22 protein-coding genes, 4 pseudogenes and 1 riboswitch are annotated in these 25,008 nt (G+C 65.6%); of the genes and pseudogenes, 8 read left to right on the forward strand and 18 right to left on the reverse strand.

Going from position 1 to position 25,008, the window contains the following annotated elements; genetic code table 11:
• Positions 1-49: 49 nt before the first annotated feature.
• From ychF to FOM02_RS14090, 4 genes and pseudogenes are all read right to left on the reverse strand, one after another.
• Positions 50-1,146, reverse strand: a pseudogene (gene ychF, locus FOM02_RS14075) (redox-regulated ATPase YchF).
• A 122-nt stretch (positions 1,147-1,268) separates the two neighbouring features.
• Positions 1,269-1,874: an aminoacyl-tRNA hydrolase gene (gene pth / locus FOM02_RS14080; protein ID WP_027563014.1), complete on the reverse strand. Its 606-nt coding sequence runs from the start codon at positions 1,872-1,874 to the stop codon at positions 1,269-1,271.
• A gap of 58 nt (positions 1,875-1,932) precedes the next feature.
• On the reverse strand, positions 1,933-2,661 hold the full coding sequence (locus FOM02_RS14085; RefSeq protein WP_265441840.1) for a 50S ribosomal protein L25/general stress protein Ctc: 729 nt from the start codon (positions 2,659-2,661) through the stop codon (positions 1,933-1,935).
• A 275-nt stretch (positions 2,662-2,936) separates the two neighbouring features.
• Positions 2,937-3,188, reverse strand: coding sequence for an accessory factor UbiK family protein (locus FOM02_RS14090; RefSeq protein ID WP_018648337.1), 252 nt, complete (start codon positions 3,186-3,188; stop codon positions 2,937-2,939).
• A 180-nt stretch (positions 3,189-3,368) separates the two neighbouring features.
• Between FOM02_RS14090 and FOM02_RS14095 the strand changes: the two are divergent.
• The 6 genes and pseudogenes from FOM02_RS14095 (at position 3,369) to FOM02_RS14120 (ending at position 8,850) form a co-directional block, all read left to right on the forward strand.
• Positions 3,369-4,111, forward strand: a pseudogene (locus tag FOM02_RS14095) (dienelactone hydrolase family protein).
• 14 nt (positions 4,112-4,125) lie between these two features.
• Positions 4,126-4,971 carry a prolipoprotein diacylglyceryl transferase gene (gene lgt / locus FOM02_RS14100; protein ID WP_027563017.1) on the forward strand — a complete coding sequence of 282 codons (846 nt, stop codon included), beginning with the start codon at positions 4,126-4,128 and terminating at the stop codon, positions 4,969-4,971.
• A 21-nt stretch (positions 4,972-4,992) separates the two neighbouring features.
• Positions 4,993-6,108 (forward strand): class I SAM-dependent methyltransferase, encoded by a 1,116-nt coding sequence (locus FOM02_RS14105; RefSeq protein WP_027563018.1) that lies wholly within the window; start codon positions 4,993-4,995, stop codon positions 6,106-6,108.
• Positions 6,108-6,875: a peptidoglycan editing factor PgeF gene (pgeF, locus tag FOM02_RS14110; protein ID WP_027563019.1), complete on the forward strand. Its 768-nt coding sequence runs from the start codon at positions 6,108-6,110 to the stop codon at positions 6,873-6,875. The genes FOM02_RS14105 and pgeF overlap by 1 nt, the downstream gene beginning before the upstream one ends.
• Before the next feature lie 198 nt (positions 6,876-7,073).
• Positions 7,074-7,702: pseudogene (locus FOM02_RS14115) on the forward strand (hypothetical protein).
• A 194-nt stretch (positions 7,703-7,896) separates the two neighbouring features.
• Positions 7,897-8,850: a ribose-phosphate pyrophosphokinase gene (locus FOM02_RS14120; protein WP_167380762.1), complete on the forward strand. Its 954-nt coding sequence runs from the start codon at positions 7,897-7,899 to the stop codon at positions 8,848-8,850.
• 101 nt (positions 8,851-8,951) lie between these two features.
• Here the strand turns inward: FOM02_RS14120 and FOM02_RS14125 are convergent, their stop codons facing one another.
• The 9 genes from FOM02_RS14125 to FOM02_RS14165 all read right to left on the reverse strand — a co-directional run bounded on the left by FOM02_RS14125 (position 8,952) and on the right by FOM02_RS14165 (position 18,524).
• Positions 8,952-9,410 carry an SRPBCC family protein gene (locus tag FOM02_RS14125; RefSeq protein WP_027563022.1) on the reverse strand — a complete coding sequence of 153 codons (459 nt, stop codon included), beginning with the start codon at positions 9,408-9,410 and terminating at the stop codon, positions 8,952-8,954.
• 6 nt (positions 9,411-9,416) lie between these two features.
• On the reverse strand, positions 9,417-10,253 hold the full coding sequence (locus tag FOM02_RS14130) for an XdhC family protein (protein WP_027563023.1): 837 nt from the start codon (positions 10,251-10,253) through the stop codon (positions 9,417-9,419).
• Positions 10,254-10,264: 11 nt separating this feature from the next.
• The gene (locus tag FOM02_RS14135) at positions 10,265-11,473 is read right to left on the reverse strand and encodes a vWA domain-containing protein (RefSeq protein ID WP_027563024.1); all 1,209 of its coding nucleotides are present in this window, start codon (positions 11,471-11,473) and stop codon (positions 10,265-10,267) included.
• Positions 11,470-12,336 carry an AAA family ATPase gene (locus FOM02_RS14140; protein WP_027563025.1) on the reverse strand — a complete coding sequence of 289 codons (867 nt, stop codon included), beginning with the start codon at positions 12,334-12,336 and terminating at the stop codon, positions 11,470-11,472. Before FOM02_RS14140 ends, FOM02_RS14135 begins: the two co-directional genes overlap by 4 nt.
• A gap of 2 nt (positions 12,337-12,338) precedes the next feature.
• A complete protein-coding gene (locus tag FOM02_RS14145) occupies positions 12,339-14,759 on the reverse strand; it encodes an aerobic carbon-monoxide dehydrogenase large subunit (RefSeq protein WP_027563026.1) in 2,421 nt (806 codons plus the stop codon).
• Positions 14,756-15,256 carry a (2Fe-2S)-binding protein gene (locus tag FOM02_RS14150; RefSeq protein WP_027563027.1) on the reverse strand — a complete coding sequence of 167 codons (501 nt, stop codon included), beginning with the start codon at positions 15,254-15,256 and terminating at the stop codon, positions 14,756-14,758. The genes FOM02_RS14145 and FOM02_RS14150 overlap by 4 nt, the downstream gene beginning before the upstream one ends.
• 11 nt (positions 15,257-15,267) lie before the next feature.
• Entirely contained in the window at positions 15,268-16,131 is an 864-nt protein-coding gene (locus FOM02_RS14155) for an FAD binding domain-containing protein (RefSeq protein ID WP_265441841.1), read from the reverse strand.
• Positions 16,132-16,471: 340 nt separating this feature from the next.
• Entirely contained in the window at positions 16,472-17,662 is a 1,191-nt protein-coding gene (locus FOM02_RS14160) for an MHYT domain-containing protein (RefSeq protein WP_027563029.1), read from the reverse strand.
• 304 nt (positions 17,663-17,966) lie between these two features.
• Entirely contained in the window at positions 17,967-18,524 is a 558-nt protein-coding gene (locus FOM02_RS14165) for a 6,7-dimethyl-8-ribityllumazine synthase (RefSeq protein ID WP_027563030.1), read from the reverse strand.
• A 74-nt stretch (positions 18,525-18,598) separates the two neighbouring features.
• Positions 18,599-18,757: riboswitch (FMN riboswitch) on the reverse strand.
• A 403-nt stretch (positions 18,758-19,160) separates the two neighbouring features.
• Here FOM02_RS14165 and FOM02_RS14170 point away from each other — a divergent pair.
• Entirely contained in the window at positions 19,161-19,661 is a 501-nt protein-coding gene (locus FOM02_RS14170) for a YbjN domain-containing protein (protein WP_027563031.1), read from the forward strand.
• A 236-nt stretch (positions 19,662-19,897) separates the two neighbouring features.
• A pseudogene (gene proC / locus FOM02_RS14175) lies at positions 19,898-20,737 on the forward strand (pyrroline-5-carboxylate reductase).
• 115 nt (positions 20,738-20,852) lie between these two features.
• On the opposite strand, the gene FOM02_RS14180 reads toward proC, so the two are convergent.
• From FOM02_RS14180 to FOM02_RS14200, 5 genes are all read right to left on the reverse strand, one after another.
• Positions 20,853-21,245, reverse strand: a complete 393-nt coding sequence (locus FOM02_RS14180; RefSeq protein ID WP_027563033.1) for a thioesterase family protein — start codon at positions 21,243-21,245, stop codon at positions 20,853-20,855.
• A gap of 137 nt (positions 21,246-21,382) precedes the next feature.
• The gene (locus FOM02_RS14185; RefSeq protein ID WP_027561228.1) at positions 21,383-22,012 is read right to left on the reverse strand and encodes a glutathione S-transferase family protein; all 630 of its coding nucleotides are present in this window, start codon (positions 22,010-22,012) and stop codon (positions 21,383-21,385) included.
• Between the two features lie 277 nt (positions 22,013-22,289).
• Complete coding sequence (locus FOM02_RS14190) at positions 22,290-22,493, reverse strand: tautomerase family protein (RefSeq protein WP_008144861.1); 204 nt, start codon at positions 22,491-22,493, stop codon at positions 22,290-22,292.
• 115 nt (positions 22,494-22,608) lie between these two features.
• Positions 22,609-24,129, reverse strand: coding sequence for a histidine--tRNA ligase (gene hisS / locus FOM02_RS14195; RefSeq protein WP_027563034.1), 1,521 nt, complete (start codon positions 24,127-24,129; stop codon positions 22,609-22,611).
• Between the two features lie 252 nt (positions 24,130-24,381).
• Positions 24,382-24,906: a YegJ family protein gene (locus FOM02_RS14200; protein WP_027563035.1), complete on the reverse strand. Its 525-nt coding sequence runs from the start codon at positions 24,904-24,906 to the stop codon at positions 24,382-24,384.
• Between the last annotated feature and the right edge of the window lie 102 nt (positions 24,907-25,008).

A 25,008-nucleotide genomic window follows, 5' to 3' on the forward strand; every position in this document is an offset into this window, starting at 1 on the left:
GCGCGATGGATTCCGGGCTCGCGCTTCGCGCGCCCCGGAATGACAGGGCTTACGTATTGAACCGGAAATGCATCACTCGCCATCAGCGACGACATATTCCTTGCCTTCGAGGCGCAGCTTGCCGGCATCGCGGGCGCCGGCTTCGCCGCCGAGCGTGACGTAGTCCTCATACGCGATGGTCTCGGCGCGGATGAAACCCTTCTCGAAATCGGTGTGGATCACACCGGCCGCGCCCGGCGCCTTGGTGCCGCGATGGATGGTCCAGGCACGCGCTTCCTTCGGGCCCACCGTGAAATAGGTGATGAGCTGGAGCAGCGAGTAGCCGGCGCGGATCAGGCGATCGAGGCCCGCCTCTTCAAGACCCAGCGTCTCCAGGAAGTCGGCGCGCTCTTCGCGCGAGATGGTGGCGATCTCGGATTCGATCTTGGCGGAGATGACGACGGCTACGGCGCCTTCCTTGGCCGCCTGCTCCTCGACCGCCTTGGAGAAGGCGTTGCCGGTCGCGGCCGAGCCTTCCTCGACGTTGCAGACGTAGAGCACAGGCTTCGACGAGAGCAGGCCGAGCATGGAGAACGCCCGCTCCTCCTCCGCCTTGCGCTCGACGAGGCGCGCGGGCTTGCCGTCGCGCAGCAGCACCAGCGTGCGGTTGACGAGGTCGAGCTGCTCCTTGGCGTCCTTGTCGTTGCCCTTGGCCTTCTTGGTGAGGTTGTCGACACGCTTCTCGAGGCCGTCGAGGTCGGCGAGCATCAGCTCGGTCTCGATCGTCTCGATGTCGGCGAGCGGGGCGATCTTGCCCTCGACATGGGTGATGTCGGAGTCTTCAAAACAGCGCACGACATGCGCGATCGCGTCGACCTCGCGGATGTTGGCCAAAAACTGGTTGCCGAGGCCTTCGCCCTTGGAGGCGCCGCGCACGAGGCCGGCGATGTCGACGAAGGTCAGTCGCGTCGGGATGATCTGCGCCGACTTGGCGATCGCCGCGAGCTTGTCGAGCCGCGGATCGGGCACGGCGACCTCGCCGACATTCGGCTCGATGGTGCAGAATGGATAGTTCGCGGCCTGCGCCGCGGCCGCCTCGGTCAGCGCGTTGAACAAGGTCGACTTGCCGACATTGGGCAATCCGACGATCCCGCATTTGAATCCCATAAGTCCTGGCCTCCGCGCTCCGCGCGTCAATGTCTTCCGAGTTCGTCATGCGCGGGCTTGACCCGCGCATCCATCGTCTTCGAAGGGATGGATCGCCGGATCAAGTCCGGCGATGACAAGTGTCATTCCTTGCCGTTCTCGTCCTTGGTCAAAAATCCCTTCGCCTGCATGGCGAGATGCACCCTGTTGGCGAAGGTCGCATCCGTGCCCTTGGCGATCAGTGCGGCGTGCTCGGCGACCGCGTCGCAGAGCGTCGTCACCCAGTCGTTGTCGGCCTTGGCGAAGTCCGACAGCACGTGGCCGTGCACCATTTCCTTGACGCCGGGATGACCGATTCCGAGCCGCACCCGGCGATAGTCGTTGCCGATATGGGCGGAGATCGAGCGCAGGCCGTTGTGGCCGGCGATGCCGCCGCCGATCTTCACCCGCACCTTGCCCGGTGGCAGCTCCAGCTCGTCGTGAAACACGGTGACGTCGCCCGGCGCGATCTTGAAGAAGCTCGCGGCCTCCTGAACGCTGCGGCCGGAATCGTTCATGTAGGTCGTGGGCTTGAGCAGGATCACGCGCTCAGTGCCGAGCGCACCTTCCGAGGTCTCGCCCTGAAAACGACGGCGCCATGGTGAAAAACCATGACGCCGCGCGATCTCGTCGACGGCCATGAAGCCGATATTGTGCCGGTTACGTGCGTATTTCGCGCCGGGATTGCCGAGCCCAACAAAGAGTCGCATGACGCGGCGCGCCCCTCGCTCGGCGCGCGGCCAGAGACCGCGCGCCAGCTTTGAGAGATTACTTCTTCTTGTCGCCGCCGGCGGGAGCCTTGGCAGCCGCCGGAGCAGCAGCACCAGCCGCCGGAGCAGCAGCCGCGCCAGCCGCCGGAGCAGCAGCGCCCGCAGCCGGAGCCGCGCCACCAGCAGCAGCCGCAGCCGCGGCCTTCTGCTCTTCGGCGTAGCCGGACGGCGGCACGATGGTGACGAGGGTCGCGTCCTCGCGGGTCAGCGCCTTGACGCCGGCCGGCAGCTTGACGTCCGACAGATGCAGCGAGTGACCGATTTCGAGCGAGCCGACGTCGGCCTCGATGTACTGCGGAATGCTCTCGACGCCGCATTCGAGCTCGATCGCATGGGCGACGATGTTGACGGTGCCGCCGCGCTTCACGCCCGGGGAGCCTTCCGCCTTCACCACGTGCAGGGGCACGCTGATGCGGATGGTGGCGCCTTCGCCGAGACGCATGAAGTCGACATGGATCGGGAAGTCCTTGACCGGATCAAGATGATAGTCGCGCGGAATCACGCGGTGCTTCTTGCCGTCGAGGTCGATGTCGACCAGCGTGGTCAGGAACCGGCCGGCGAGGATGCGCTGGCGCAGTTCACGATCTGCAATCGAGATCGTCAGCGGGGGCTGGTTGTCACCATAGATCACTCCGGGCACTCGCCCGGCGCGACGCTCAGCCCGGGCGGCCCCCTTGCCGCTCTTCGGACGTGCGGTCGCCTTCAATTCCTTGACGGTCGTCGCCATGTCGTTAAGTCCTTGTTTTTGCAAAAGTTAATGGGCCGCAGCGCGGCCCATGGCATAGTCCGCAGCAAGCCTCCAGGGGTGCGGGGGCCGCGGACGTGGCGGGCTTTTACCCGGAAGATGCGGAAATGACAAGGAGAATGGGCGACCGGAAGGGACCGGATCAGCTGTCATTCCGGGGCGGTCGCGGCAGCGACCGAACCCGGAATCTCGAGGTTCCCTGGTGCGCAATCGCGCACCAGGGTTCGCGACTTCGTCGCGCCCCGGAACGACAATACCTATCCCCCCAGCTTGGCCTCCAGCGCCGCGATCCGCGCCTTCAGGGCCTCGTTCTCCTCGCGGGCGAGGCGCGCCATGTCCTTGACCGCCTCGAACTCCTCGCGCTTGACGAGGTCCATGTCGCGCAGGAATTTTTCGGCCTGCGTGCGCATCACCGTGTCGAACTCGCGCTTGACGCCCTGGGCCGCACCGGCGGCGTCGTTCATCAGGCGGCCGATCTCGTCGAAAAACCGGTTGCTGGTCTGGGTCATGTCGGTCTCCTGGCGGTCTTCCGATAAACTTTGCGCGAACGCTCGGAAAGACAATGGCAATCCGCACCTGATGGTTCAAGGGCGAAGCGGCGGTATCCTTGTCATGCCCCGGTTTCCTTGCAATCGTATTCAACGTCCCGGCATAAGAAGAATCAGAAGGTGCAAGAAAGGATCGAACAGATGATCGACCAGCAGATCGCGATCCCGACCAAGGACGGCCACACCGCAACCTTCATCACCCATCCCGAACGTGGCGGGCCGTTTCCGGTCATCCTGTTCTACATGGACGCGCCGGCGATCCGCGAGGAGCTGCGTGACATGGCACGCCGGCTCGCGACCTCCGGCTATTACGTGATGCTGCCGAACCTCTATTACCGCTCCGGCGTGATGGAGCTCGGCGCGCTGCCGGCCGATCCGAACGCGCCCGAGCGCAAGCGCATGTTCGCCCTGATGGGCTCGCTCACCATTCCCATGATCATGGACGACACCCGCGCCCTGCTCACCTACGCCGAGGGCCAGGCCGCAGCGAACACGAAAATCGTCGGCACCGTCGGCTATTGCATGAGCGGCCGCTACGCGGTCAACGCCGCCACGCACTTCCCCGATCGGTCAAGGCCGCCGCCTCGATCTACGGCACCCATCTCGCAACCGACCAGGACGACAGCCCGCATCTTGCAGCAAGCAAGACCAGGGCCGAACTCTATTTCGCCTGCGCCGAGACCGACATCTATGCGCCCATGGAGGTCATCGAAAAGGTCAGGCAGGGCATGAGCGGCGCCAAGAACGGCACGAAGGCCGAGGTCGAGATCTATCCCGGCACGCATCACGGTTTTGCCTTTCCCAAGCGCCCGGTCTACGACCGCGACGCCGCCGAGCGGCATTGGGAGCGCCTGCTGGCGCTCTATCGCCGCAATCTTGTCTAGACATAGAAGGCCTGATGCCCTTTCTGCTGATCGACTTCCCCGCCTTCAAGCCGATCGCGATCGAGATCGGCCCGTTCGCGATCCGCTGGTATGCGCTGGCCTATATCTGCGGCATCGTGTTCGGCTGGCTCTATGCGCGCTCGCTGCTGAAGAACGAGCGCCTGTGGGGCGGGCCGGCGCCGATCTCGCTGGCGCAGATCGACGACTTCATCCTGTGGGTCACGCTCGGCATCATCCTCGGCGGCCGCACCGGCTATGTGCTGTTCTACAATCTGCCCTTCTTCATGGAGCACCCCGCCGCGATCATCCGGTTGTGGGAGGGCGGCATGTCGTTCCATGGCGGCTTTCTCGGCTGCGTCATCGCGGTGATGTGGTTCGCCTATCGCAACCACGTCTCGATCCTGTCGCTCGGCGACATCACCACCGCCGTCGCCCCGATCGGACTCCTGCTCGGGCGCATCGCCAATTTCATCAATGGCGAATTGTGGGGCCGCGCCACCGATCCCAGCCTGCCCTGGGCGATGATCTTCCCGAACGATCCCACCCAGCTGCCACGCCATCCAAGCCAGCTCTACGAAGCCGGCATGGAGGGCATCCTGCTCTTCACCGTGCTCGCGATCATGATCCGCTGCGGTGCCCTGAAGCGACCCGGCATGATCCTCGGCGCCTTCATCCTGATCTATGGCCTGACCCGGATCGCCGGCGAGCACTTCCGCGAGCCGGACGTCCAGCTCGGGTTCCTCTGGGGCGGGTTAACCATGGGCATGCTGTTGTCGATCCCGATGCTTATTGTCGGGGGCATACTTATTGTATGGGCAATCAGGCGCGGTGCGCCGGGGCCGATCAAGGTCGTTCGTTAATTCATTTCGAGAAAGCACGCCGTGACCGACCAGCCGCTCCTCAACGAGATCAAGGCGCTGATCAAATCCTCGGGCCCGATGCCGGTCTGGCGGTACATGGAACTGTGCCTGATGCATCCGCGCTACGGCTACTACGTCTCGCGTGACCCGCTCGGACGTGAAGGCGACTTCACCACCTCCCCGGAGGTCAGCCAGATGTTCGGCGAGCTCTTGGGCCTGTGGACCGCCTCGGTATGGAAGCAGATGGGCTCCCCGCAATTCCTGCGGCTGATCGAGCTCGGCCCCGGCCGCGGCACCATGATGGCGGATGCGCTCCGTGCGCTGCGCGTGCTGCCGCCGCTCTACCAGGCTCTCCATGTCCACATGGTCGAGGTCAATCCCGTGCTGCGCGATCGGCAAAGTGCAACGCTGCAAGGCGTGCGCAACATCGAATGGCACGACAGCATCGACGACGTGCCGGAGGGGCCGAGCATCATCCTCGCCAACGAATATTTCGACGTGCTGCCGATCCACCAGATGGTTCGCTACGAGAACGGCTGGCACGAGCGCGTGATCGAGCTCGATCCCAACGGCAAGCTTCAATTCGGCGCGGCGGCCGAGCCGACGCCGCGCTTCGACGTGCTGCTGCCGCCGCTGGTGCGCGCCGCCCCCGTCGGCGCGGTGTTCGAATGGCGGCCGGATGCCGAGATCATGAAGCTTGCGACGCGCGTGCGCGACCAGGACGGGGCGGCACTGATCATCGACTACGGCCATCTGCGCAGCGATGCCGGCGACACCTTCCAGGCGATCGCGCGCCACACCTTCACCGATCCCTTGAAGGCGCCGGGACAGGCCGACGTCACCGCCCATGTCGACTTCCAGGCGCTAGCGCGTGCGGCGGAAGACGTCGGCGCGCGCGTCCACGGTCCGGTGACGCAGGGCGACTTCCTCAAGCGCGTCGGCATCGACACCCGCGCCGCCGCCCTGATGCAGAAGGCGACGCCGGAAGTCGCCACCGACATTTCCGTGGCGCTGAAGCGCCTCACTGATACCGGACGCAGCGGCATGGGCTCGATGTTCAAGGTGCTAGGCATCTCCGAGCCTCGGCTGTCGGGCATTGCCGGCCTCAGCGATCTCGAGCAGGCCGGAGGCAATTGATGACTCTCACTTCGTCGCTGCTGTCGGCGGTGCCCGGCCTGCGCCACGCCTTCTTCACCCGCGAGGGCGGCGTCTCCAGCGGCATCTATTCCGCGTTGAACGGCGGGCTCGGCTCCAACGACGATCAGGCCCTCGTCGCGGAGAACCGCCGCCGCATGGCCGAGCATGTCGGCGTCGCGCCGGAGCGCTTCCTCAGCCTGCACCAGATCCATTCGCCCGACGTGCGCGTTGCCGAACTTCCGTGGCCGAGCGGGCCGCGCCCGAAGGGCGACGCGCTGGTGACGAACACGCCCGGCATCGCGCTCGGCGTCTCCACCGCCGATTGCGGGCCGGTGCTGTTCGTCGATCCAAACGCGCGCGTCATCGGCGGCGCGCATGCCGGCTGGAAGGGCGCGCTCACCGGCGTGCTGGAAGCAACGATCTCGGCGATGGAAAAACTCGGTGCCACGCGCAGCGGCATCATCGCCGCGATCGGCCCCTTGATCCGGCAGGAGAGCTACGAGGTCGGCAACGAGTTCGTGGCGCGCTTCATCGAGGCCGATGCGGACAATGCCATGTTCTTCATCCCCTCGGTGCGCGAGGGACACGCGATGTTCGATCTCGCTGGCTTCATCCGCAAGCGGCTCGAAGCTGCCGGCATCCTGATGATCGACGATCTCGGCCTCGACACCTACGCCGATGAGCGCTTCTTCAGCTACCGCCGCTCGGTGCATCGCAAGGAGCCGGATTACGGCCGCCACATCCACGCGATCGCGCTGGAGGGGTGAACACAAGGGCAACCCTGTCATTCCGGGGCTCGCGTAGCGAGAACTATGGTGCGCAATTGCGCACCTGAGAATCTCGAGATTCCGGGTTCGATGCTTGCGCATCGCCCCGGAATGACGGTGGACAGGCGCGACGACAGTGGTCTGTGTCGCCTCTGCCCTAGACGTTAATGCATTTTAACGATATCGCTGCCCTCCATAATGAGGGATGCGTCATTCATCTTGGGCCGCGCGGGTTCGCGCGTGCTGGCGGTCATGCTGCTGGCAGCGGCGACCGCGCTTGGCGGCTGCGCCGGTGGCGGCGGCAGTGCGGCCAACTCCTACGCGATGGCGCCGAGCACCGGGTCAGGAGCGACGGTGGCCTTCGAATCGATCGACGGGCCGCCGCCACAGGTTTTCGACCGCATGGTCGGCGTGCTCGACAGCGAATCCAAGCTGCGCAGCCTGTCCGTGGTCTCCCGCGAGGGGACGGCCGCCTACCGTGTGCGCAGCTACCTCTCCGCCCAGGTCGTCCGCGGCAAGACCGTGATCGCCTGGGTCTGGGACGTCTACGACGCCAACCAGCAGCGGGCGCTGCGCCTCTCCGGCGAGGAACCTACCTCCGCCAAGGGCGGCCGCGATGCGACCCGCGATCCTTGGACTGCGGCCGACGACCTCGTGCTGCGGAAGATCGCCCAGGCCGGATTCAGCGGACTTTCCAACATGATCAACGGGACGCCGGATGCCCCGGGCGCCGCTCCCGGCTTGCGGGGACCAGCGGTGGCGAGCGCCGTTCCGGCCGCGCCGCGCCTGAGATGCCGGTCTCGGCGCTCGGCTATGCCGCGCAATAACCCCCGCTAAACCACGGGCTCAGTTTGCCGCCAAGCCGTTGGCCCGACTCAGGATTTTCGAAGGGAAAACGTAGCATCCCGGGTTGCCATTGCACGCTTCGGCCTGATATTTGCTCGCTCGTCGTAACCGTGCTCCCAGTGGGTATTCTCTGATGTTGAACGTCGTATCCAGCAAAGCGCGGGAGGAAGCGTCCATGTCGGCCAAGAACGGCTCCATCAAGCTTGTCGCCGGCAACTCCAATCCGGCTCTCGCCCAGGCCATCGCGCAGGGCCTCGACCTGCCGCTGACCAAGGCGGTGGTCCGGCGCTTCGCCGACATGGAGATCTTCGTCGAGATCCAGGAGAACGTCCGCGGCTCGGATGCCTTCATCATCCAGTCGACCTCGTTCCCGGCCAACGACCATCTGATGGAGCTCTTGATCATCACCGACGCGCTGCGCCGTTCCTCGGCGCGCCGCATCACCGCGGTGCTGCCCTATTTCGGCTACGCAAGGCAGGACCGCAAGTCGGGTTCGCGCACGCCGATCTCGGCAAAGCTCGTCGCCAATCTGATCACGCAGGCCGGCGTCGACCGCGTCATGACGCTCGACCTCCATGCCGGCCAGATCCAGGGCTTCTTCGACATCCCGACCGACAATCTCTACGCGGCGCCGCTGATGGTGCGCGACATCAAGGAGAAGTTCGATCTCTCCAAGGTGATGGTGATCTCGCCCGACGTCGGCGGCGTGGCCCGCGCGCGCGGCCTCGCCAAGCGCATCAACACCCCGCTCGCCATCGTCGACAAGCGCCGTGAGCGTCCGGGCGAATCCGAGGTCATGAACGTGATCGGCGACGTCGCCGGCTACACCTGTATCCTCGTCGACGACATCGTCGATTCCGGCGGCACGCTGGTGAACGCGGCCGACGCGCTGATCGCCAAGGGTGCCAAGGACGTCTACGCCTACATCACCCATGGCGTGCTCTCCGGCGGCGCGGCCGCCCGCATCGCGGGCTCCAAGCTGAAGGAGCTCGTGATCACCGACTCGATCCTGCCGACCGACGCGGTGACCAAGGCGCCGAACATCCGCACGCTGCCGATCGGCAGCCTGATCTCCGACGCCATCGCGCGCACCGCGGCGGAAGAGTCGGTGTCGAGCCTGTTCGACTGATCGTTTTCGGCTCTCACCGCTGGCGGCGAAATCGTAGGGTGGGCAAAGGCGCATAGGGATGAGATCGTGGGCACGCTTGCGCTTTGCCCACCCTACGAGAGCTAGCCTGCCTCGGCCTTCGCGCTCACTACCTCGGCAAACGACTTGAAGAACTCCCCGGCGAGCTTCGTCGCGGTCGAGTTGATCAGCCGCGCCCCTAGCTGGGCGAGCTTGCCGCCGATCTGCGCGTCGACCTCGTAGTGCAGCACCGTGACCTCGGCGCTCTCGGATTCCAGCCGCACCACCGCGCCGCCCTTGGCAAAACCGGCGACGCCGCCGGAGCCCTCGCCCGAGATGCGATAGGCGTTGGGCGGATCGAGATCGGACAGCGTCACCTTGCCGCTGAAGGTCGCTTTCACCGGACCGACCTTGAACACCACCGTCGCCGTCATCTCGTTCGGCGCGGTCACCTCGAGCGACTGGCAGCCGGGAATGCACTGCTTCAGCACAGCAGGATCGTTCAGCGCCGCCCACACCTGTTCACGCGAGGCAGGAATACGCTGGCTGTCGTTCATCTGCATGATCGGTCACTCTCTGGTTGCTGCTTGACTGGCGCGCTGGCCGCGCCGCCGTTCCCTGGTGATCTCGGCGAGGATCGACATGGCGATCTCCTCCGGCGTGATGGCGCCGAGATCGAGCCCGGCAGGCGCCTTGAAGTCATCGATCGCAGCGGCGCTGGCGCCTTCGGCAACGAGTTTTGCGCGCAGCGAAGCCATCTTGCGACGGCTACCGACGAAGGCGTGATAGTCGGCTTTGGTCGCGACCGCCGCGCGGAGCGCCGCTTCATCACCCTTGCCCTGCGTCGAGACCACGACGAAGCGTTTGGCATCGTTGAGCTCGCCGAGCTGGTAGCCGTCGATGATCGCATCGGCATCCGGCGGCGCCGCGAGCTCCGCAGCAGGCGCCGCGAGCGTGACGTGATAGCCAAGCACGCGCGCCTGCGCCGCAAGAGACAGCGCTACGGGGCTTGCACCGAGAATGACCAGCGAGGGATGCGGCAGCACCGGCTCCACGAAGATGTCCATGGTGCCCTTGCTCGGGCACATATTGCTGGCAAAGCGGATGCCGTCGCGGCTCTCGCCGGCGCTGACGCCGAGCTCGGCCAGCAGGTTTTCGGGCTGCACCGAGACCATGCGAGGCACGCCGTCGGCGAGCGCCTCGCGGGCCGCCTTCAGCACCGCGCCCCTGGCACAGCCGCCGCCGATCCAACCCGCGACGATGGTGCCGTCGGCCGCAATGATCGCCTTGGCGCCAGCCTTCGCCGCGGTCACCGACACCGTCCGCACCACCGTCGCGAGCACGAAGGCACGCTCCGCGGCCTTCATCTGCGCGACGAGATCCAGCACTTCGATAGGGGCGGTCATCGCAACATCCCTCAGAGTTTTGCCAGATAAGGCTCGAGCGCACGCAGGCTGTTCAGCGAATTGGCGGGGGCATAGAGATCGACATGCGGCAGGGCCGCCTTGATGCCGCGCGCCTCGGGCGCATAGCCCTCCCAGGCCATCATCGGGTTGAGCCAGACGATGCGGCGGCATCGCCGGTGCAGCGCTGCCATTTCTCGTCCGAGCAAGGCAGCGTCGCCGGTCTCGTAGCCGTCGGAGACGATCATCACGCAGCTGCGCGAATGGATCACGCGGGCAGCGTGCCAGCGGTTGAAGGTCTGCAGGGACTCGCCGATCCTGGTGCCGCCGCCGGCGCCCTGCGCCATGATCGAGAGCCGGTCGAGCGCGCGGCCGGCGTCCTTCTCCTTCATCGCGTCGGAGACATGAGCGAGCCGCGTGTGGAACAGGAACGCCTCGGCCTCGCGGAACTGGTCGAGCACACCGTGGATGAAGCGCAGGAACACTGACGTGTACATGCTCATCGAGCCCGAGGCATCGAGCAGCACGACCAGCCGCAGCGGCTTGTCCTTGCGCCGACGCTTGACGAGGCTGATCGGCACCCCGCCGTGGCTGATGTTGCGATGGATGGTGCGCCGGAGGTCGAACCGGTAACCGCGTCGTCGCGCCAGATCGCGCCGGGTCAGGCGCGTTCGCATCGCTTTGGCGAGCTGCGCTGCGGCCTCATGCGCTTGCGCGACTTGATCGGGATCGCTGAGCTTCCTGAAATCGACCTCGGCAAGATTGTCCGCGCGCGAGGCACCTTCCATGCGGCCCTCGCCGAAGCGGCCTTCCGGCGCATCGTCGGAGGAGGGAAGCTGATCGGTGACGGATTGGCTGCCGCCCTGCTCCGCCGACCTGTCCTGCAGGCTCTTCAACGAGGGATTACTGATGCCCGGCGTCGAACCAATCGTCCGGGAGCGCGAGCGCACGCGCTTGCCCAGCCAGAACGCATCGAACAGCCCGTCGAACTTCTCCCAGTCCGACTTGCGCGCCGAGAACAGATGCTTGAACGCGGCACGCAACAGGCCGGGTCGCGCCGCGTATCCCGCTGACATCAGCGTCGCCGCATCCTGCCCTTCGGCCAGCCCGATGCGAAAGCCGGCGTCGCGCAGCGTGCGCAGGAAGGCGGCAAGCCTCGCGGACACGAAGCGGGAGACCTCGTCGAGGTCGTCATAGCCGGGACTGGAGCCGCAGCAGCTCATGCAACCTTCCCCAGCAGGCGTTGCGTGACCTCGCCCGTGACACGGGCACGGTCCTCCTGGGTCTTGAGCAAGCAGACCATCGTTTCGTGCACGGTCTCCGGCGCGTCGTGGAGGTCGCGGACGTCGAGCCCGACGAGGGCTGCGGCCCAGTCCAGCGTCTCCGCGACACCAGGGACTTTGCGCAGCTCCTCCTTGCGCACGCCCTCGACCATGCGTGCGATCTGGAGCGAGAGCGATGGGCTCGCACCGGCGACGCGCGCCAGGATGATGCGGGTCTCGCGGTCGACGTCAGGATAGTCGACGTAGTGGTAGAGACAGCGGCGACGCAGCGCGTCCGACAGTTCGCGCGTGCCGTTCGAGGTCAGCACGACATGCGGGATCGTGATGGCGGGGATGGTGCCGAGCTCGGGGATCGAGACCTGGAAGTCGGACAGAAGCTCGAGCAGGAAAGCCTCGAACTCGTCGTCGGCACGGTCGATCTCGTCGATCAGCAGCACCGGCGCCTGGGCGCGGCGGATCGCGGCGAGCAGCGGGCGCTCCAGCAGGTATTTTTCCGAGAACACCTGGTCCTCGATGCTGTCGCTGCCGCGATGGGCCTGGATCGCCAGCAGCTGGCGCTGGTAGTTCCACTCGTAAAGTGCGGCAGACTGATCGAGCCCTTCGTAGCATTGCAGGCGGATCAGCTCGGTCGCGTGCACCTTTGCCAGCGCCTTCGCCACCTCGGTCTTGCCGACGCCCGCCTCGCCTTCGAGCAGCAGCGGACGCCGCAGCAATTGCATCAGCGAGATCGCAGTCGCGAGGTCCGCATCGGCGATGTAGCCCGATGCAGCCAAGGCTTGTGCGATCTCGTCACGGCCTTTCATCGTTACGCCACCGCGCCCAGATCCTTCGCCGCCTTCCAGTTGCGCCAGAAATCGTGCGGCATCTGGATGTGCGTCGAGCCCAGGAACGAGAACGCATCATTCACGGCGTTGGAGAAGGCCGGCACGCCGCCGACATTCGGGCTTTCGCCGACGCCCTTGGCGCCGATCGGGTGATGCGGCGACGGGGTGACGGTGAAATCGGTTTCCCAATGCGGGGTCTCCACCGCGGTCGGCATGAAGAAGTCCATGAACGAGCCGGTGACGACGTTGCCGGCCTCGTCGTAGCGGATCTCCTGGCCCATCGCGATGGCGAAGGCTTCGGTGAGGCCGCCATGCACCTGTCCCTCGATGATCATCGGGTTGATGCGGGTGCCGCAATCGTCGAGCGCGTAGAAACGCCGGATCTTGTACACGCCGGTGTCGACGTCGATATCCATCACGCAGAGATACGCGCCGAATGGATAGGTCATGTTGGGCGGATCGTAATAGCTGACCGCTTCCAGCCCCGGCTCCATGCCCGGCGGCACCGAGTTGTACGCTGCCCAGCAGATATCCTTCATCGACATGAATTTTTCCGGCAGACCCTTCACCCGGAAACCGTCGATGTCGAATTCGAGATCGTCCTCATGGACCTCGAGCTTGTAGGCCGCGATCATCTGCGCCTTGGCCTTGATTTTTCGCGCAGCCATCGCAATTGCCGCACCGGCCACCGGCGTCGAGCGCGAGCCATAGGTGCCGAGCCCGTAGGGCGCGGTGTCGGTGTTGCCCTCCTCCACCATGATGTTGTCGGCGGGAATGCCGATCTCGGTCGCGATGATCTGGGCCCAGGTGGTCTCGTGACCCTGGCCCTGGCTCTTGGTGCCCATGCGCGCGATGCCTGCACCGGTCGGGTGCAAGCGGATCTCGCAGGAGTCGAACATCGCGATGCCGAGGATGTCGCAGTTTTTCGACGGCCCGGCGCCGACGATCTCGGTGAAGAAGGAGACCCCCAGGCCCATGATCTCGCGGGTCTCGCCGCGCGCGAACGCCGCGCGCTTCTCCGCCTGCTCCTTCCGGAGCGCGGCGTAGCCGGTCGTCTCCATCATCTTGCGCATGGCGGTGTGGTAGTCGCCGGAATCGTATTCCCAGCCCAGCGCCGAGTGATACGGGAACTGCTCCGTCTTGATGAAGTTCTTCAGCCGCAGCTCCGCCGGGTCCATGTTGAGCTTCTGCGCCAGGATATCCATGGCGCGCTCGATGCAATAGGCGGCCTCCGTGACGCGGAACGAGCAACGGTAGGCGACGCCGCCGGGCGCCTTGTTGGTATAGACGCCGTCCACCGCCAGATGCGCGGTCGGGAAGTCATAGGAGCCGGTGACGATGTTGAAGAAGCCGGCCGGCCATTTCGACGGGTCGGCGCAGGCATCGAACGCGCCGTGATCGGCGAGCACGTGGACACGAAGCCCCGTGACTTTGCCCTCCTTCGTCGCGGCGATCTCGGTGGTCATGTGATAATCGCGCGCGAACGAGGTCGCAGTGAGGTTCTCGATGCGGTCCTCGACCCATTTCACCGGCTTGCCTGTCACGATGGAGGCCACGGCCGCGCAAATATAGCCGGGATAGGCGCCGACCTTGTTGCCGAAGCCGCCGCCGATATCGGGCGCGATGACGTGAATCTTCTGCTCCGGCAGCTTCGCGATCAGCGCCACCACGGTGCGGATCACATGCGGCGCCTGGAAGGTGCCGTAGATCGTCAGCTCGCCCTTGATCTTGTCGAAGGAGCAGACGCACTGGCAGGTCTCCAGCGGCGACGGATGGGTGCGGTGGTAGGAGATCATCTCCTTGATCTTGACCTCGGCCTTGTTGAAGGCCGCGTCGGTCAGCTCCTTGTCGCCAACCGTCCACTCGAAGATGTGGTTGTGATGCTTGCGCGGGCCGTGCGCGCCCGAGGTCTTGCCGGCGAGGTCCTCGCGCAGCACCGGCGCATCCTGATCCATCGACTTGAAGGGATCGACCAGCGGCGGCAACGGCTCGTATTCGACCACGACCTTGTTGATGCCGTCATCGGCCGCGTAGCGGTCGGTAGCGACGACGAAAGCGACCTCCTGGTTCTGGAACAGCACCTTGCCGTCGGCGAGCACCATCTGAACGTCGCCGGCAAGCGTCGGCATCCAGGCGAGGTTGACGGTCTTCAGCGTCTCGGCGGTGATCACCGCGAGCACGCCCGGCACCTTCAGCGCCTCGCTGTCGTCGATCTTCTTGACGCGCGCGTGCGGATGCGGCGAGCGGACGAAGTCGCCATGCAGCATGCCCGGCAGCTTGACGTCGTCGACGTAATTGCCCTTGCCTTGCGTGAAGCGGATGTCCTCGACACGCTTGCGCTTGCAGCCCATGCCTTCGAGTGCGGCTTCGCGTTGTTCCCGCGTGGGAGTCATGTCGTTCATTCTGCGGCCTCCCGGAATTCCACGCCGTTGATCTTGGCGCTCGCGTATTGAATGGCTTTGACGATGTTCTGGTAGCCGGTGCAGCGGCAGATATTGCCGGAGATGCCCATCCGGATTTCCTGCTCGCTCGGCGAGGCGTTTTCCTTCAGCAGCCGATGCGCGCGCATGATCATGCCGGGCGTGCAGAAGCCGCATTGCAGGCCGTGCATCATGCGGAAACCTTCCTGAAGCGCCGACAGCGTGCCGTCGGCATTGGCCATGCCTTCGATCGTGGTGATGTCGCTTCCTTGCGCCTGCACCGCGAACATCGTGCAGGATTTGACGGACATGCCGTCGATATCGACGGTGCAGGCGCCGCAATGCGTGGTCTCGCAGCCGATATGGGTGCCGGTCATCCCGAGATTCTCGCGGATGAAGTGGACCAGCAGCGTGCGCGGCTCGACGAGGCCTTCGACTTCGGCGCCGTTCACCTTCATGGTCACATGTGTTTTGGCCATCGATCCCTCCCTTATTTCGCTCGGCTTGCTGCGCGCTGCAGCGCCCGCGTCACCATGATGCCGCCGACATGCTTTCTGTATTCGATCGGCCCGCGCGCATCCGCGGCCGGCGCCATGATCGCTTCGGCTGCCGTAGCGGCTTTCTTCAAGGTCGCAGCATCGAGGCTGGTGCCGATCACCGCCTTGGCGGCATCGACAGCCAGCAACGGCGTCTCGTGAACATTGGTGAGGCCGATCGAACAGGTCGCGACCTTGCCGCCGGACACGGTGAGGACGACGGCGGCCGCCGCGGTGGCGTAGTCGCCGACCTTGCGCTTGAGCTTTTCATAGGCGTAGCCGTGGCCGGCCGCCGGCACGGGCACCGAGACCGAGGTCAGGATCTCGCCGGGCTCCAGCGCCGTGAAATAGGCGCCCTGGTAGAAATCGGCCGCCGCCACGTCGCGGGCGCCGCCGGCGCCTTCGAGGCGGTAGGTCGCTCCCAGCGTCATCATCAGAGCCGGCATGTCGTTGCCGGGATCGCCGTTGGCGACATTGCCGCTGATCGTGCCGCGGTAGCGCACCTGCGGGTCGGCGATCAAAAGCGCAGCCTCATGCAGGATCGGCATCGCCTTGGCGACCTCGTCGGAGGCCAGCAGCTCATGCTGGGTGGTCATCGCGCCGATGACGAGATTGTTGCCGTCGCGGCGGATGCCCTTGAGGGCGGCGATGCCGTGCAGATCGATCAGATGGGCGGGGGTGGCAAGCCGAAGCTTCATCATCGGCACCAGGCTGTGCCCGCCGGCCAGCGGCCGCGCGTCCTCGCCGAGATCGGATAGAAGTTTGACGGCGTCGGCGACACTCGCCGGCCGGTAATAGCTGAATGAGCCCGGGATCATCGTCTCCTCCCATGATCGTCTCTGCGCGTGACGGCGCGGACGTTGGGACGGACGGTCACTCCCGGCGGGGCGAGCCGCAACATGAGCGGCACAAAGGCGGGCTTTTTGCACGAATTGCGGGTGGAAGAGCACGAATTGCGTCAGGGGGAGAGACCCTTCACCTCTCCCCGCCTGCGGGGAGAGGTCGGATTGCATCGCAAGATGCAATCCGGGTGAGGGGGGTACAGGTCTAACGAAGATCTCATCTGTGGAGAGAGGCCCCTCGCCCCAACCCTCTCCCCGTAAGAGGCGAAGAAAGAGCAGGCGGGGCGAGGGAGCGAGAGAGCTCGCCTCCTGACTTCTACGCCTGCCGCCGGTTCGCCAGCCCCAGCCGGGCCTTCACCTCGGCGATCTTGGCCCGGCTGACCGGCACCCGGTGCGGCGAGGGGCCGTCGAGCTCGAGCACGGCACCGTCACCCTCTTTGCGAACCAGCGCGACATGGGGGATTGCGACGATATGGCTGCGGTGCACCCGCAGGAACAGCGAGGGATCGAGCTGGGCTTCCGCTTCCGAGATCGACCAGGGGCACATCCGCTCGCGGGTGCCGTCATGGACGCGGGTGTAGTGCGCATCCGCGCGGACGCTGCGGATATTGGCGGTGTCGATGAAATGGGTGCCGTCGGCGCCCTCGACTGGCAGTCGCGGCGCCGGCGCGCGGGGCGGCTGGCCGAGGCCGCCGAGTGGCCCCATTGGCCGCAGCGCCACCGCCGGGATAACCGGCTCGGCGGGAGCGACCGGCGGCGAAACCGAATCTGCCACCGGAGAGGCTGCCGTCTGCCGCCGATCCGGCACCAGCGAGAGCAGGAAGCCGGCAGCGATCACGAAGCACAGCACGGCCACGACGATCGACAATATCTGCTGCGACGCGGCAAGGCCGCCGCCGAGATGGTGATGGGCAGGACCGGTCAGCGGCTCGAAATGCATGCCCAGCATCGCGGTGTAGTGCATGCCGGAGACGGCAATGCCGAATGCGATCGAGCTGACAATCAGCCGGACGCCCTCCTGCTGCGCCAGGAACGCACGCAGACCGCCATAGGCGGTGACGATTGCGACCAGGATCGACAGCATCACCATCGCCGGGTTGTGCACGATGCCGAACGACCCGGCGAGCCCATGAATGCCGACATAGTGCATGCTGGCGATACCGACGCCGAGCAGGACCGCGGATGAGGCCACCCGCTTCAGGCTGGGCTCACCGATCGAGACGAAGAACAAGGAGATGCCGACCACCAGCGCGCAGATCAGGAAGGAGATGATGGTGGGAAGGACCAGATAGACCGTGTCGGGCGGCAGCGGCGCGGCCAGCATGCCGACGAAATGCATGGTCCAGATGCCGACGGCCAGGAACGCCGCCGCGCCCGCGAGCATCACGCGGTTGCTGACGCCGGGCGTGTTGCGGATGCGAGCCGCAAGCGCAAAGCCGGTATAGCCACCCAGGCTCGCGATCGCCACAGAGAGCGCGACGAGATAGGGATCGTGTCCTTCGAACATGATCTTGCCAGCCGCCCCGTCTCCACGGCACGGCCTCCTCCCGCCGCCGACCTTACAGGGACGGCGGCGGGATTGACAATCAGCGGCGTGTGAGGGGCTGTTTCATCCGTCATCCTGAGGTGCGAGCCGTGAAGCGCACAGCGCTTCACGGGGAGCTCGACGGATGCACGGCCCCCGATGCAGTCGGGCCGTCGCCCTTCGAGGCTCGCCGAAGAGGCGAGCACCTCCAGCGACAATGGCTTCGCCATTGCGCGGGGGTGACGGGTCGCGCTCCTCGGGATGAGAAGCGCGACTCGTTGCGTCCCTACACAATCCCCGCTGCGACCTGACCGCGCAGGCGCTCGAGGCCGAGCAACGTCTCCGCACAGGCCGCCGCGACCTCGACGCCCTTGATGGCGAAGTGCCGGCGGAAGAAATCGTAGTGCACCTCGGTCTCGTGGAATTGCTGCGGCGTCAGCACCGCCGAGAACACCGGCACCTCGGTGCGCAGCTGCACGTCCATCAGCGCCTTGATCACGGTGTCGGCGACGAACTCGTGGCGATAGATGCCGCCGTCGACGACGAGGCCGGCCGCGACGATCGCGGTGTAGCGCCGCGTCTTGGCGAGGATCTGCGCGTGCAGCGGGATCTCGAACGAGCCCGGCACCTCGAACACGTCGACATGGGTGAGGTGGCGCGCCTCGGCCTCCTTCATGAAGGCGATGCGGGCCTCCGCGACCACGTCGCGGTGCCAGCAGGCCTGCACGAAGGCCACCCGCTGCGGCTTGGCAAAGCGCGGATGCTCCGTCACCGGGTTCGATGGAACCGGCGGTTGGATAGCTTCGGACGTTTCGGTTTGGGGATCTTGCAACATCTGATTCATGGCTTTCCTTCAAAGGACCAGAATCAGGGCACACGGAACGACAAACAGCCGCACCTTGCGATGCGTCTGCCACCGACCGTTCTCTTTCATCCGGACTTTGACCGTCGGCTTCGGAGTTGCACCGAATCTGCTGACCCTTCCCTTCGGGATAACCCTCGCGGAAGGCGCTCGCGGGCTTAGGCCTTTCGGCCCTTACCGCCGGTGGGGACTTTCACCCCGCCCTGAGAACATCGGCCGCTCGGGATTGAGCGACCTAAAAGGAAATATGACGCCGGTTCGGGGCCGCAGCAAGCGTGTTCCGCATGGGAAAACCGCATGGTCCCATGCCGCGATGGCGGTCCGGCCCTCGCGCGGCGGAATTAACGATTGGCGCTTTCAGGGAATCCGATTCCGGTTTGTTCTCGTCGTTAAGAATTGTGGCCAAGAGATGAGCTGTGGACGAAGGAGTCCTGGCTTGTGGACGGACTCGGCAGCCAGTTGCGCAGATTCCGCAAATCACATCAGTTGATCCGCGACAGGCCGCGCCGATCCTAGATCGCGAAAGCGACTCCCGGGATCGACGACGTTTAGGGAGCGCGCGCCGGACCCAACCGCGTGCGTATCAAAGACAACAAGAAGGTAAGAGGTCGAGACGGCATGTCCCTGCTCGAAGGCAATATCGATTCCCGAAATCACCCGCTCGCGGTGGTCGAGGATATCGCTGCCAGCAACAACTGGCCGTTCGAACGCTCCGGCGAGGACGAACTCACCATTGTCTCCAAGGGACAATGGACCGACTACCAGATCTCGTTCACCTGGATGGGCGAGATCGAGGCACTGCATCTGGCCTGCGCGTTCGACATGAAGATTCCGCTCGCGCGCCGGGGCGAGGTGCAGCGGCTCGTCGCCGCGGTCAACGAGCAATTATGGATCGGCCATTTCGACCTGTGGACCAACACCGGCATGATCATGCATCGCCAAGCGCTGGTGCTGCCGGGCGGCCTCACCGCCTCGACCGCGCAATGCGAGGCCATGCTCGCCGGCGCCATCCATGCCTGCGAGCGCTACTTCCCGGCGTTCCAGTTCGTGGTGTGGGCCGGTAAGACCACCGCGCAGGCCATGGACGCTGCGATGTTCGATACGGTGGGCGAGGCGTAGGCTTCGTGAGGGAGCCGCACCTCCCTCCTCCGTCGTCCCGGCGAACGCCGGGACCCATACCGCGTGATATCCCTTGTGGCACGCGGCTTGTTGCCAACATCTCGATCCATTAGAACCGCCTGTGGTTATGGGTCCCTGCGTTCGCAGGGACGACACCTTTTGCTTGGGTGATCGCAGTGGCAAACAGCACTCTCCAAAACATCACCGGCACCATCCTGCTCGCCGGCGCCGGCAAGATGGGCGGCGCGATGCTGACCGGATGGCTGGCCGGCGGCTCGACCCGCGCCGCGTCGCGGTGGTCGATCCCTTCATCTCGCCCGAGATCACCGCGCTGGCCGCAAAAGGCGTCGCGCTCAATCCCGATGTCACCTCGGCAGGCACCGTCGAGACCATGGTCGTCGCGGTGAAGCCGCAGATGTTCCGCGAGGCCGGCGCCAGGCTGAAAGCGTTCGTGTCCGGCAAGACCTCTGTGGTCTCGATCATGGCGGGAACCACGATCGCTTCGCTCGAAGAGGTCATCGGCGGTGCCGTGGTGCGCGCAATGCCGAACACGCCGGCCGCAATCAGCCGCGGCATCACCGTGGCAGTCGCGGCAAAGAATGTCAGCGCCGCTCAGCGCGCGGTGGCCGACGCATTGCTGCGCGCCACCGGCTCAGTCGAATGGGTCGAGGATGAAGGCCTGATGGACGCGGTGACCGCCGTGTCCGGCTCGGGCCCGGCCTATGTGTTCCTGCTCGCCGAAGAGCTCGCGCGCGCCGGGGTCGAAGCCGGATTGCCCGAAGCGCTCGCGACGAAGCTTGCCCGCGAGACCGTCGCCGGCTCCGGCGAGCTGCTGCATCAGTCGGAGTTCCCCTCCGCCACGCTGCGCCAGAACGTGACCTCGCCCGGCGGCACCACCGTCGCCGCGCTCGGCGTGCTGATGGGCGAGCCGGGCTTGCGCGGCCAGAACGTGACCTCCGCCCGGCGGCACCACCGCCGCCGCGCTCGGCGTGCTGATGGGCGAGCCGGGCTTGCGCGAACTGATGATCCGCGCCATCGCGGCGGCGACGCAGCGGTCGAAGGATTTGGCGAAGTAAACAGGTGCCGTAGGGTGGGCAAAGCGAAGCGTGCCCACGATCTGTATCCATCACGGAGGAATGGTGGGCACGGCGCTTTGCGCCTTTGCCCACCCTACGGCACCGCGCGCTGCCGCTACGCCCCCAGCCGCTTGTTGAACATCGCGACATTGACCAGCCCGCGCGCGTGACGTCCCTCGCCGAGCTTGCGCGCGCCTTCGAACGCCTCGACCTCGAAGCGGATGACGCGGCGCTCGACCGCGACGACCTTGGCCGCGGTCCGCACCGTCGCGCCGACCAGCGCCGCTGCGAGATGACGGATATCGACCTCGGTGCCGACCGTGACCCAGCCCGGCTGGAGCGCGACGCGGATCGCATCGCCCGACGTCATCTCCATCTCCAGGATCATCATGGGCGTCGCATAGACCATCGGCATGCCCGGCACGAAATGCCCGACCGTGCGCTCGGCCGGCACCACCAGCGTGCGCTCGGCGCTCATGCCGACCTTGATGAAGTCGCGTGCGTCCATGGGGGCCTCATACACAGTGTCGTCCCGGACAAGCGCGCCTAAAGCGCGCGCCGATGAATCCATTTGTCCGCATCACGCGCTGCACTATGGATTCCGGGCTCGCGCCAAGTGGCGCGCCCCGGAATGACAGAGGAGACTCACCCCTTTGGTGGGGCCAGCGGCTGCACGATCTCCTTGAACGGCGCCAGCGCCTCGCAGCGTTCGGCATGGGCAGACAACGCCGGATAGCGCGCGGCATCGAACAACTGCGGATGCGCCTCGCGAGTGAAGCGGGTGACGCAGGCAACCGCGATATCGGCGTGGCCGATGCGCATCCCGAGCCAGTACGGCGTCGTCACCCTCGCGCGCTCGGCCTCGAGCACACCGAGCACGTCGAAAATCTGCGCCTGGCAGCGCTCGACCCACAGCGCGAGCTGCTCCTTCCGCAGCACGCGCTCGTAGAGCAGGCTCACCGCCTTGTCGCCGAGGCCGCAGGCGAGCGCGCAGATGCGCAAATGCTTGCGCCGATCGGCGCCGCCGCGCGGCAGCATTGCCTTCGCCTCGCCGACGAGCTCGTCGAGATAATCGAGGATGATGGCGCTCTCGATCAGCGCCTCGCCGTCGTCGAGCACCAGGGTCGGCACGCGGCGCAGCGGGTTGTACGGCGCGATCTTGTCGGCATCGCCGAAGGTCGACCACGGCCTGTGCTCGAAGGCGAGTCCGTAAAGCTTCAGCGCAATCGCGACACGGCGGACGAAGGGGGAATCATATTGGCCGATCAGGAACATGGTTCTCGCTCTTCTCGATCGTTGGACACGGCAGGGCCGTCCAGTCTCCGCGAGAAGATCAGCGCGGCGCAAGGGGGCCTCATACACAGTGTCGTCCCGGACAAGCGCGCCTAAAGCGCGCGCCGATCCGGGACCCATAACCACAGGATCGAGTTTGGCGATGACTCGGAGTTACCAGCTCGCCAGATAACCACTTCCTGTGGTTATGGGTCCCCGCACCCGTGCGCAATTGCGCACTAGGCGGGGACGACACCTGTATTTGCCGAACGAGCAGTGGCTATTTCTTCGCCGCCGCCGCGCGCTCCACGAAGGTCTTGCCGCCCTTCATCTTGTGGCGTAGCGGGGCTTCGTTGATCTGGATGACGACGGCATCGGCGTCGACGCCGAGATTCTTCACCAGCGCCTGGGTGATGTCGCGCATCATGCCGGCCTTCTGCTCGTCGGTGCGGCCCTCGGCCATGCTGACGGTGATCTCAGGCATTGTCTTCTCCCTGCTGTCGCGATGACCGGGCACACCCCGGCCGTTCATGAAGGTGCGCATCAAACAAGACGTGGATGCCCGGGACAAGCCCGGGCATGACGGCCTGCCGGAATGGCTATCCCCACTTTACGTCATGGCGCGCGAGGACCTCGCGCACTTTTGAAACGAGATCGGCCTCGCTGCACGAGAACTGCGCCGGCCGCGTCTCGCGCCATTCCTGGTTGGAGGCGATCGCGGCGGCGGCTTTCGCGCCTTCGATCAGATCCTTGATCTGCAGCTCGCCGCGCGCCTTCTCATCCGAGCCTTGGATGATCACACAAGGCGAGTTGCGGCGGTCGGCATATTTGAGCTGGTTGCCCATGTTCTTGGGATTGCCGAGATAGAGCTCGGCGCGGATGCCCGCTGTGCGCAAGGATGCCACCATCTTCTGATAGTCGGCGACGCGGTCGCGGTCGAACACGGTGACGACGACGGGGCCGAATTCGGGCCGCGTGTCGAGCTTGCCGAGCAAGGTCAGCGCAGCCTGCAGGCGCGACACCCCGATCGAGAAACCGGTTGCCGGCACCGGCTCACCGCGGAAGCGCGAGACGAGGCCGTCGTAGCGACCACCGCCACCGACCGAGCCGAACCGCACCGGGCGGCCCTTCTCGTCCTTGGTCTCCAGCAACAGTTCAACCTCGTAAACGGGGCCGGTGTAATATTCGAGGCCGCGCACGACGGAGGGATCGATCTTGATGCGATCGGCGCCGTACCCCGACGCCGTCACCAGCTTCGCAATCTCTTCCAGCTCGCTGACGCCGGCCTGGCCGACTTGGCTCTTGGCGAGGTAGGTTTCCGCCGCGGCAATCGCCTCTTTCCAATCGTCGCGCGGCTTGGTGATGGCGAGAACGACGTCGGCTTCTGCCTCACTCAAATTGGCGCCCTTGGTGAAGTCGCCCTTGCCTTCCTCACCGCCATCCCATCGTCCGGGACCAAGCAGCTTGCGCACTTCGTCGGCGGAGAACTTGTCGAGCTTGTCGATCGCGCGCAGCACGGTCAGGCGGCGTGCGGCGTTCTCGTCGCCGCCGAGGCCGATGGCTTCCAGAACGCCGTCGAGCACCTTGCGGTTGTTGACCTTCACGACATAGGAGCCGCGCGCAATGCCGAGCGCCTCCATCGTGTCGGCCGCCATCATGCAGATCTCGGCATCCGCCGCCGGCGTCGCCGAGCCGACCGTGTCGGCATCGAACTGCATGAACTGGCGGAAGCGGCCGGGGCCGGGCTTCTCGTTGCGAAAGACGTAGCCGACCCGGTAGCTGCGGTAGGGCAGGACCAGACCATCGGTGCCGTAGCGCTCGCCGACATAGCGCGCGAGCGGCGCGGTCAGGTCGTAGCGCAAGCTGATCCACTGCTCGTCGTCGTCCTGGAACGAGAACACACCCTCGTTCGGGCGGTCCTGGTCGGGCAGGAACTTGCCGAGCGCGTCGGTGTATTCCATCGCCGGCGTCTCCACCGGCTCGAAACCGTAGAGCTCGTAGACGGCGCGGATCTTCTCGACCATCTCGCGCGTCGCCCGGATCGCTGCGGGATCGCGATCCTCGAGCCCGCGCGGCAGGCGCGCCTTCAGTTTCTGGGGTTTTTTGGGTTTCTCGGCCATGTCGTTCGTTGCAAGCTAGGTAAGTCAACGTTGACTTACAACGTTGGCCTACAACCCGCAAACGGCGCCTTTTCACCTCTCCCCGCTTGCGGGGAGAGGTCGGAATGCGCGCGGAACGCGCGGATTCCGGGGATTGCATCGAAGATGCAATCCGGGTGAGGGGGGACTCTCCGCGAGTCCAACTGCCACCGCCCCCGCGGAGACTCCCCCTCACCCTCCCCTCTCCCCGCAAGCGGGGAGAGGGGAAGAGACTTACGGCTGCTCCATCCTTGCCCTCAGCGCATCGGCGTCCGCCTTCGGCAGCGACTTCAGTGTCGGCTTGATGGTTTCGCCGCCGACGATCTTGCCGTTGCGCATGAACATCCAGTCCGAGATGTCGGCTTCGCTGAACTTGACCGCATCGCCCGCGTGCTTGCCGGGCAGGTCGCGCGGCTCGTTGGCGAAGAAACCCGAATAGGCCCCGTTCGGCAGCTTCTTCACCTCGGCGATCCAGATGTGCTCCCCGCCCTTGCGGGTCGAAAAGCGCACTTTCAGGGAATGGCCGGTCTCGGACGATTTTGGCGCGTCGTAAGAGGCCCAGAAGGTCGGCAGCGTGCCGCGGGCGCGCGCGATCGCGGCGTTCATCTCGGGATCGGTGGTGCGCACGTCGACGATCGGCGAGCGGTCTTGCGCGACGACTTCCGGCGTGGGTCCGATGGTGAGGATGCCGAACACGGAGACGCTGGTGATGGCGGCGAGAACGATCCACTTCAGCGGCTGGGAGAGTTTTGTTGCCATGATCGCGATGTCCAGGATGCTAGTTGTGTCCTGGCTTTGTCGCTTGTCGGCAGCAGCACGTTCAGTGCGCAATAAGCCACAAACCTTGCGCATTTCCCCTCT

Origin of the sequence: Bradyrhizobium sp. SEMIA, assembly GCF_014844175.1 — a bacterium.
In the GTDB taxonomy this organism is placed as follows: domain Bacteria; phylum Pseudomonadota; class Alphaproteobacteria; order Rhizobiales; family Xanthobacteraceae; genus Bradyrhizobium; species Bradyrhizobium arachidis.